The following is a 7,603-nucleotide window of genomic DNA, read 5'->3' as shown; positions in this document are numbered from 1 at the left end:
TCCAAGTCGTCTGTTAACCACCACAGTCAACAGACAGCGCCCATCAAGGCGCTACGCGCCATGCTCGGCGCACAGCAGTAACGAACGGCTGGCGTTTTCGCCAGCCGTTTTTTTTGGCGATTAAAAAGGGGGGGCGAGTTTTGTGTTTATGCGCGGGTGTATTAAAGCCGCTTCCATAAGCAAATTGAATTATTTAAGGCATAGAGGTTGTTTCCCGCAGCAGGTTATAAGATCATACGGAGTTAATAAGAAAAATTATGCTGTGAGGGATTTGCAATGAGTGAGGCTGAAGTTCGCCCAACTAACTTTATTCGTCAGATAGTCGATGAAGACCTGACGAACGGTAAGCATACTAAGATTTGCACGCGTTTTCCGCCTGAGCCAAATGGCTATCTGCATATCGGCCATGCGAAATCGATTTGCCTGAACTTTGGTATTGCACAAGATTATAACGGTCAGTGTAATCTGCGGTTTGATGATACCAACCCGGTCAAAGAAGATATTGAGTATGTTGAGTCAATTAAGCGTGATGTCGAGTGGCTGGGCTTCCACTGGTCAGGTAATGTGCGCTATTCCTCTGATTATTTCGATACGCTGTTTAACTATGCCATTGAGCTCATCAATAAAGGGCTGGCATATGTTGATGAACTGACGCCAGAGCAAATTCGTGAATATCGCGGAACGCTGACCAGTCCGGGTAAAAACAGCCCTTACCGTGATCGCAGTGTTGAAGAGAACCTGGCGCTGTTTGAAAAAATGCGTAACGGTGATTTTGCGGAAGGCACCGTTTGCCTGCGCGCTAAAATTGATATGGCATCGCCGTTTATTGTGATGCGTGATCCGGTTATCTATCGGGTTAAATTTGCCGATCACCATCAGACCGGTAATAAGTGGTGCATCTATCCGATGTACGATTTCACCCATTGCATTTCCGATGCACTGGAAGGGATCACCCACTCACTCTGTACCCTGGAGTTCCAGGATAACCGTCGTCTCTATGATTGGGTACTGGATAATATTACTATTGAGGCTCGCCCTCATCAGTATGAATTCTCTCGTCTTAATCTTGAATACGCCATCATGTCTAAGCGTAAACTAAGCCAGCTGGTGACGGAAAATATTGTTGAAGGCTGGGACGACCCGCGTATGCCAACCATCTCTGGTTTGCGCCGCCGTGGCTATACCGCAGCTTCTATTCGTGAGTTCTGCAAGCGTATTGGTGTGACCAAGCAAGACAATACAGTCGAGATGGCTGCGCTGGAATCTTGTATCCGTGATGATCTGAATGAAAATGCACCACGTGCGATGGCGGTTCTGGATCCGGTAAAAGTCATTATCGAAAACTACCCGCAAGGGGAAACCTTGATGATTACTATGCCGAATCATCCGAACAATCCAGAAATGGGCAGCCGTGAAGTGCCGTTTAGCCGGGAAATCTATATTGACCGGGCTGACTTCCGTGAGGAAGCGAACAAGCAATATAAGCGTTTGGTGCTGGGCAAAGAAGTTCGTTTGCGTAATGCCTACGTTATCAAGGCAGAACGCGTAGAGAAAGACGAGCAGGGTACGATTACCGCGATTTACTGTTCTTATGATCCGGAAACACTGAGCAAAGATCCTCAGGATGGTCGTAAAGTCAAAGGTGTTATCCACTGGGTCAGCGCCGAGCATGCTCTGCCAGTCGAATTCCATTTATACGATCGTCTGTTTAGCGTGGCGAACCCAGGAGCGGCTGAAGATTTTCTCGCGACCATAAATCCGGAATCATTAGTCATCAAGCATGGGGTTGCTGAACCAAGCCTACAGAAAGCAGAACCTGGTAAGCCTCATCAGTTTGAGCGTGAAGGTTATTTCTGCGTAGATAATCGCTATAGTCGCGCCGATAAACTGGTATTTAACCGTACCGTAGGTCTGCGTGATACCTGGGCAAAAATAGGCGGGTAATCGTCTTTTCTGCCAGTCAAAAAGCCGTAATGATGCTTATATCATTGCGGCTTTTTTTATGATGATGTTTTCATTTTTTAACACTAAATGAAAAAAAAGAGCAATGTTGTTTAGTTTATCACCAGATAAATAAATCGATGCCTGCTGAGAGAAAGGCGGGAGTGTGACTATACCCGTCATACTTCAAGTTGCTTGGGCGTTACCTTCGTCAATCCTGCCGAATCACATAGTTTATCTATGCTCATCGCCAGGATTGACTCTGCGCCTACAAGCAACTTGAATTATTTAGGGTATATATGCAGAAAAAATACGCGGTGTATTACGAAGGGAAACCAAGGTAACAAAGGATTAAAATAAAACCGGAACCTTCAATGATTGAAGATACACCGGCTTTATTTTAAATCGAATGGCGCAATATAACGCCATTCTGAGCGATTATTTGTCGCTATTGTCGTGGGCATGCTCGTCAGTACGGCAATCACCTTCTGTACAGTGGCCATACAGATAAAGGCTATGGTTAGTCAGACGAATACCATGACGAGAGGCAATTTCACGTTGACGCAGTTCAATAGAGTCATCGCTAAACTCAATCACTTTCCCGCAATCAAGGCAGATCAAATGATCGTGGTGATGTTGCTGGGTCAGTTCAAAAACAGACTTCCCGCCTTCAAAGTTATGACGCGTGACAATGCCTGCGTCATCGAACTGGTTGAGGACACGGTAGACTGTAGCCAGCCCAATCTCTTCACCCATGTCAATCAGGCGTTTATATAAGTCTTCCGCACTGACATGGTGATTATCCGGTTCCTGTAACACTTCAAGAATTTTTAATCTTGGAAGCGTGACTTTCAAGCCGGCCTTTTTTAATGCGGTATTGTTGTCAGTCATGCGGAAATTTTCCTGTTGCTTAACGTTTAGCTCAAATTGCAGTGAGCGTTAAGATTATTATCCATTATTATAGGGCTGTGAATTTAAAATGTGAACCGCCGCTATAATGTGAAACATAACTGAAAAATCATAGCTGTATAGCCGATTATCGCTACTATCAGTTAATTAACTTGTCGGTATTGTACAGGGATACACAAGAAAGTTACAAATTTGTAGCAATTATTTTCATTGTTAAAAACTATCAAGACGGCGCAAATGTGTTTCGCGCCATACTGATTAGGCGTTAATGATGCTATCCAGATTCAATTCATCAGCTACCTGTTTGGTCCACTTCTCAACGCGTTCAGCGGTCAGCTCTGGTTGTCTGTCTTCATCGATAGCCAAACCGACAAAGTGGCTGTCATCAGCCAAACCTTTTGATGCTTCAAAGTGGTAACCTGCTGTCGGCCAATGTCCGACAATCACTGCTCCGTTAGGTTCAATGATATCGCGGATAGTTCCGAGAGCATCACAAAAATATTCTGCGTAGTCTTCCTGGTCGCCGCAACCAAAAAGTGCCACTAACTTACCATTGAAGTCTACTTCTTCCAGTGTCGGGAAAAAATCATCCCAGTCACATTGCGCTTCGCCGTAGTACCAGGTTGGAATACCCAGCAGCAGAATATCAAAACCTTCCAGGTCTTCTTTGCTGCATTTAGCGATATCATGAACTTCTGCAACATCTTTACCGAGTTGCTTTTGAATCATTTTCGCGATGTTTTCAGTATTACCCGTGTCGCTGCCGAAAAAAATGCCTACGATTGCCATGAATAAGATAGCCTCTTGAAACTGAATTTAATATCGGCCGTTCAATGCCTGTACATGGGGCAATCATAGCAGAATAGCCCCATTAGCGGAAATGGGTATCTGACCTGTGTGCACAGTCTGCCACATAATACTCCGTCATACTTCTGGAGCCAGGTGCATTGGTTTATCTATACTCACTCCGGTCATTGACGGGTGCAAGCAAGCTGCATAAGCAGCATTTCTTCAATCAATTCACTGCGGCTAAGCTCGCGCAGCTCCGCCAGTTGATCCAGGGCGTCAACGGCCTCGTTACTTAATTTTAGCTCTACACGCTTAAGTCCACGAACTTTATCACGTTTTAGCTGGTTGCGTTTATTGATACGTAGCTGTTCGTCGCGTGCGAGGGGGTTCGTTTTGGGTCTCCCGGGTCGACGCTCATTTGCGAACAGATCTATTGTAGTACGGTCTGTTTGTTCTTTTGCCATTATTAGGGTGCTGACAGAAAAGTCTGATGCACGTGCAGGGTGCATTTTAGCGCGCCATCATACATTAGCGTGCCAGTTGAGCCAATGTGTTCGCGCGCTTAGTTATTTACTCGTTCTTTTTTTAATCAATGCGCTGCGTCAGCATCAATAAATCGATGAATTGCGCGCAAGACGGCTTCTGGTTTTTCAGCATGAACCCAATGCCCGGCTCCGGCAACAACATAGGCACGGGAGAGGGGGAACTGCCGGGTCAGTTCTTCGCGGTAGCGTTCTTCAATATAAGGTGAGTTGCCGCCGCGAATAAACAGAACTGGATGTGGCCAGCCAGGTACGGGCTGCCAGCCAATAATCGTTTCATATTCGGCTTCCAGTACTGGAACATTGAATTTCCACTCACCGTGGCTGAAGGATTTGAGTAAAAACTGAATGACGCCAGCCTCACCGATATACTGCTGCATAATTTCAGTGGCTTGTTGGCGGGTGGTGGCGCCGGCTTCGGTCACAGCATGAATCGCTTTAAAGATTTCTTTGTGGCGATGAACGTCATAGGCCACAGGCGCAATATCAATGACCACCAGTTTTTCAACCCGGTCAGGAGCCAGTGCTGTCAATGCCATCGCAACCTTACCCCCCATAGAGTGACCAATAATAATGACTTTATCTATTCCACTGGCATCCAGAGTGTCGAGAATATCTGCGGCCATAGCCTGATAATTCATTTCTTCACTACGGCCCGAGAGTCCGTGATTACGTAGGTCGACTTGTAGCAGGGTGTAAGTTTGCCCCAGATCCCGACCCAGTACGCCGAGATTATCAAGGCTACCGAATAAGCCATGGATCAGGACAATAGGAGGGTTGTTGTTTGATTGTTGCGCGCTATGCAGGCGAGAATTTAATTTCATGGCAAAGATCTTTATTTTGGAACCTTTGGTTAGGGTATCATGAAGCTATTGCTATGAGTATGCGGCAAATATTTTGCCGGGCATCCTGTTAATCAGTTCCTTGTTAGGTTTTGTTTGGGCATTGCTTTTATAAGTTCTGTCGAATCGCATCGTTTATCTATGTATCTCAACAGAATTTACTCAGCGGCTGCGAGCAACTCGAATGATTTTGGGTATAATGGCCCATAATAAGGTTCACAAATAAAGCGTACCGGATAAAGATGAAAAAAATTGACGTTGATGACGAGCTGTATCGCTACATTGCCAGCCATACCCAGCATATTGGTGAAAGTGCGTCCGATATTTTACGGCGCATGCTAAAATTTACCGCTGGTGTAGAACCTTTGGCTCCTGTGGATACTGGTAGTAGTGAGCCGGTGGCAGAAGAAAAAACCGTTAATGTCGCCCGCCTGCGCGTCCGGGCTGTACGTGAGCTTCTGCTATCTGACGGCTACGCTGAACAAAACAGAGCGGTAAATCGCTTTATGATGGTGTTGTCTACATTGTATCAACTGGATGCGAAAACTTTCGGTGAGGCGACAGAATCGCTCCATGGAAGGACACGTGTTTATTTTGCCGGTAATGAGCAAACACTGCTGGCTAACGGTAACCAGACCAAGCCGAAACATGTCCCGGGCACCCCGTACTGGGTGATTACTAATACCAATACTGACCGTAAGCGCAGTATGGTAGAGCATATTATGCAGTCAATGCAGTTTCCAGCGGAATTGATTGAGAAGGTTTGCGGAACCATTTAACACTAGCTGTTAGTAAGGAAGATCAATGCCTAACCACAAGCGTGCAGGTCAACCTGCACAACAGAGTGATTTGATTAACGTTGCTCAACTTACAGCGCAATATTATGTGCTGAAGCCAGATGTCAGTAATGCCGAACAGCAGGTGAAGTTTGGTACCTCCGGTCACCGTGGCGGCTCATTACGGTATAGTTTCAATGAGCCGCATATTCTGGCTATTGCCCAGGCAATTGCTGAAGAACGTGCTAAAAATGGCATCACCGGGCCTTGCTACGTTGGTAAGGATACCCATGCGTTGTCCGAACCTGCATTTATCTCAGTGCTGGAAGTTCTCACAGCCAATGGCGTCACCGTGATTGTGCAGGAAGAGAATGGCTTTACCCCAACGCCTGCTATCTCACATGCCATTCTTGAGCATAACAAACATGCTCAAGAACTGGCTGATGGTATTGTTATTACTCCTTCCCATAACCCACCGGATGATGGCGGAATTAAATATAATCCACCGAATGGCGGGCCTGCTGATACTAACGTCACCAGCGTGATTGAAAAGCGCGCTAATCAGCTATTAGCGCAAAACCTGGAAGGTGTAAAACGCCTGTCTCTGGATAAAGCACTGACCAGTGGCTATGTGCAGGAGCAAGATCTGGTACAGCCGTTTATTGAAGGTCTGGTTGATATCATTGATATGGCGGCTATTCAAAAAGCGGGCTTAACGCTGGGTGTTGATCCTCTGGGTGGTTCTGGTATCGAATACTGGAAGCGTATTGCCAGCCACTACAACCTGAACTTAACGCTGGTTAACGATCAGGTCGATCAGACATTCCGCTTTATGCACCTGGATAAAGACGGCGCTATTCGTATGGATTGCTCCTCTGAGTGTGCGATGGCCGGTTTACTGGCACTGCGGGATAAATTTGATCTGGCGTTTGCTAATGACCCTGATTATGACCGTCATGGTATTGTTACCCCGGCAGGGCTGATGAATCCGAACCATTATCTGGCGGTGGCGATTAACTATCTGTTCCAGCATCGTCCGCAATGGGGCGCTGATGTGGCGGTTGGTAAAACCCTGGTCTCTTCTGCGATGATCGACCGCGTAGTCAATGAGTTGGGTCGTAAGCTGGTAGAAGTACCCGTAGGATTCAAATGGTTTGTGGATGGTCTGTTTGACGGTAGCTTTGGTTTTGGTGGTGAAGAAAGTGCCGGGGCTTCATTCCTGCGTTTTGACGGCACACCTTGGTCGACCGATAAAGACGGCATCATTATGTGCTTGCTGGCGGCAGAAATAACCGCGGTAACCGGTAAAAACCCACAACAGCATTACGACGAGCTGGCTGCGCGTTTTGGTTCACCGAGCTACAACCGCCTGCAGGCTCCAGCCACTCTGGCGCAGAAATCGGCGCTGTCAAAACTGTCACCCGAGATGGTGAGCGCAGATACCCTGGCGGGTGATCCTATTACTGCGCGTCTGACCGCGGCACCAGGTAACGGTGCTTCGATTGGTGGTCTGAAAGTCATGACAGAAAACGGTTGGTTTGCCGCGCGTCCCTCCGGTACTGAAGAAGCTTATAAAATCTACTGCGAGAGTTTCCTTGGGGCTGAGCATCGTCAGCAGATTGAAAAAGAAGCGGTTGATATTGTTAGTGAAGTGCTGAAAAACGCAAAATAAGCTGACAAAAACACCTGATGAAAGGCCGGAATGGGTAACGTTGCGGCCTTTTTTATATGGTGCGCCGGGCATGGCGCGTAGCGCCTTGAACGGCGCTGTCCGTTGACCGTGGTGGTTAACAGATGACTTGGA

The 7,603-nt window shown here is 46.9% G+C and carries 7 protein-coding genes; 3 read left to right on the top strand and 4 right to left on the bottom strand.

The features are described 5' to 3' along the window. Nucleotides 1–276: 276 nt before the first annotated feature. On the top strand, nt 277–1,944 hold the full coding sequence (gene glnS, locus Q1A40_RS22710) for a glutamine--tRNA ligase (RefSeq protein ID WP_300006029.1): 1,668 nt from the start codon (nt 277–279) through the stop codon (nt 1,942–1,944). A 435-nt stretch (nt 1,945–2,379) separates the two neighbouring features. Here the strand turns inward: glnS and fur are convergent, their stop codons facing one another. The 4 genes from fur to ybfF all read right to left on the bottom strand — a co-directional run bounded on the left by fur (nt 2,380) and on the right by ybfF (nt 5,005). Continuing rightward, nucleotides 2,380–2,832 carry a ferric iron uptake transcriptional regulator gene (fur, locus tag Q1A40_RS22705; RefSeq protein WP_300006026.1) on the bottom strand — a complete coding sequence of 151 codons (453 nt, stop codon included), beginning with the start codon at nt 2,830–2,832 and terminating at the stop codon, nt 2,380–2,382. A 276-nt stretch (nt 2,833–3,108) separates the two neighbouring features. After that, on the bottom strand, nt 3,109–3,639 hold the full coding sequence (gene fldA, locus Q1A40_RS22700) for a flavodoxin FldA (protein ID WP_259050018.1): 531 nt from the start codon (nt 3,637–3,639) through the stop codon (nt 3,109–3,111). 182 nt (nt 3,640–3,821) lie between these two features. Then, nucleotides 3,822–4,103: a LexA regulated protein gene (ybfE, locus tag Q1A40_RS22695; protein WP_300006022.1), complete on the bottom strand. Its 282-nt coding sequence runs from the start codon at nt 4,101–4,103 to the stop codon at nt 3,822–3,824. A gap of 125 nt (nt 4,104–4,228) precedes the next feature. Next, on the bottom strand, nt 4,229–5,005 hold the full coding sequence (ybfF, locus tag Q1A40_RS22690) for an esterase (protein WP_300006019.1): 777 nt from the start codon (nt 5,003–5,005) through the stop codon (nt 4,229–4,231). A gap of 260 nt (nt 5,006–5,265) precedes the next feature. Here ybfF and seqA point away from each other — a divergent pair, with 260 nt between their 5' ends. Further along, nucleotides 5,266–5,802: a replication initiation negative regulator SeqA gene (gene seqA / locus Q1A40_RS22685; RefSeq protein WP_300006016.1), complete on the top strand. Its 537-nt coding sequence runs from the start codon at nt 5,266–5,268 to the stop codon at nt 5,800–5,802. Nucleotides 5,803–5,827: 25 nt separating this feature from the next. After that, nucleotides 5,828–7,471 (top strand): phosphoglucomutase (alpha-D-glucose-1,6-bisphosphate-dependent), encoded by a 1,644-nt coding sequence (gene pgm / locus Q1A40_RS22680; RefSeq protein WP_300006013.1) that lies wholly within the window; start codon nt 5,828–5,830, stop codon nt 7,469–7,471. The last annotated feature ends 132 nt before the right edge of the window (nt 7,472–7,603 follow it).

Origin of the sequence: uncultured Cedecea sp. (assembly GCF_947498825.1) — a bacterium.
Lineage (GTDB): Bacteria > Pseudomonadota > Gammaproteobacteria > Enterobacterales > Enterobacteriaceae > JGM124.
Note: the sequence above shows the minus strand (reverse complement) of the source record. Positions and strands in the feature narration are given on the sequence as shown.

Excerpts from the sequence above, each read along its gene's own strand:
- glnS (WP_300006029.1), top strand. The coding sequence starts at position 277 with ATGAGTGAGGCTGAAGTTCGCCCAACTAACTTTATTCGTCAGATAGTC.
- fur (WP_300006026.1), bottom strand. The coding sequence starts at position 2,832 with ATGACTGACAACAATACCGCATTAAAAAAGGCCGGCTTGAAAGTCACG.
- fldA (WP_259050018.1), bottom strand. The coding sequence starts at position 3,639 with ATGGCAATCGTAGGCATTTTTTTCGGCAGCGACACGGGTAATACTGAA.
- ybfE (WP_300006022.1), bottom strand. The coding sequence starts at position 4,103 with ATGGCAAAAGAACAAACAGACCGTACTACAATAGATCTGTTCGCAAAT.
- ybfF (WP_300006019.1), bottom strand. The coding sequence starts at position 5,005 with ATGAAATTAAATTCTCGCCTGCATAGCGCGCAACAATCAAACAACAAC.
- seqA (WP_300006016.1), top strand. The coding sequence starts at position 5,266 with ATGAAAAAAATTGACGTTGATGACGAGCTGTATCGCTACATTGCCAGC.
- pgm (WP_300006013.1), top strand. The coding sequence starts at position 5,828 with ATGCCTAACCACAAGCGTGCAGGTCAACCTGCACAACAGAGTGATTTG.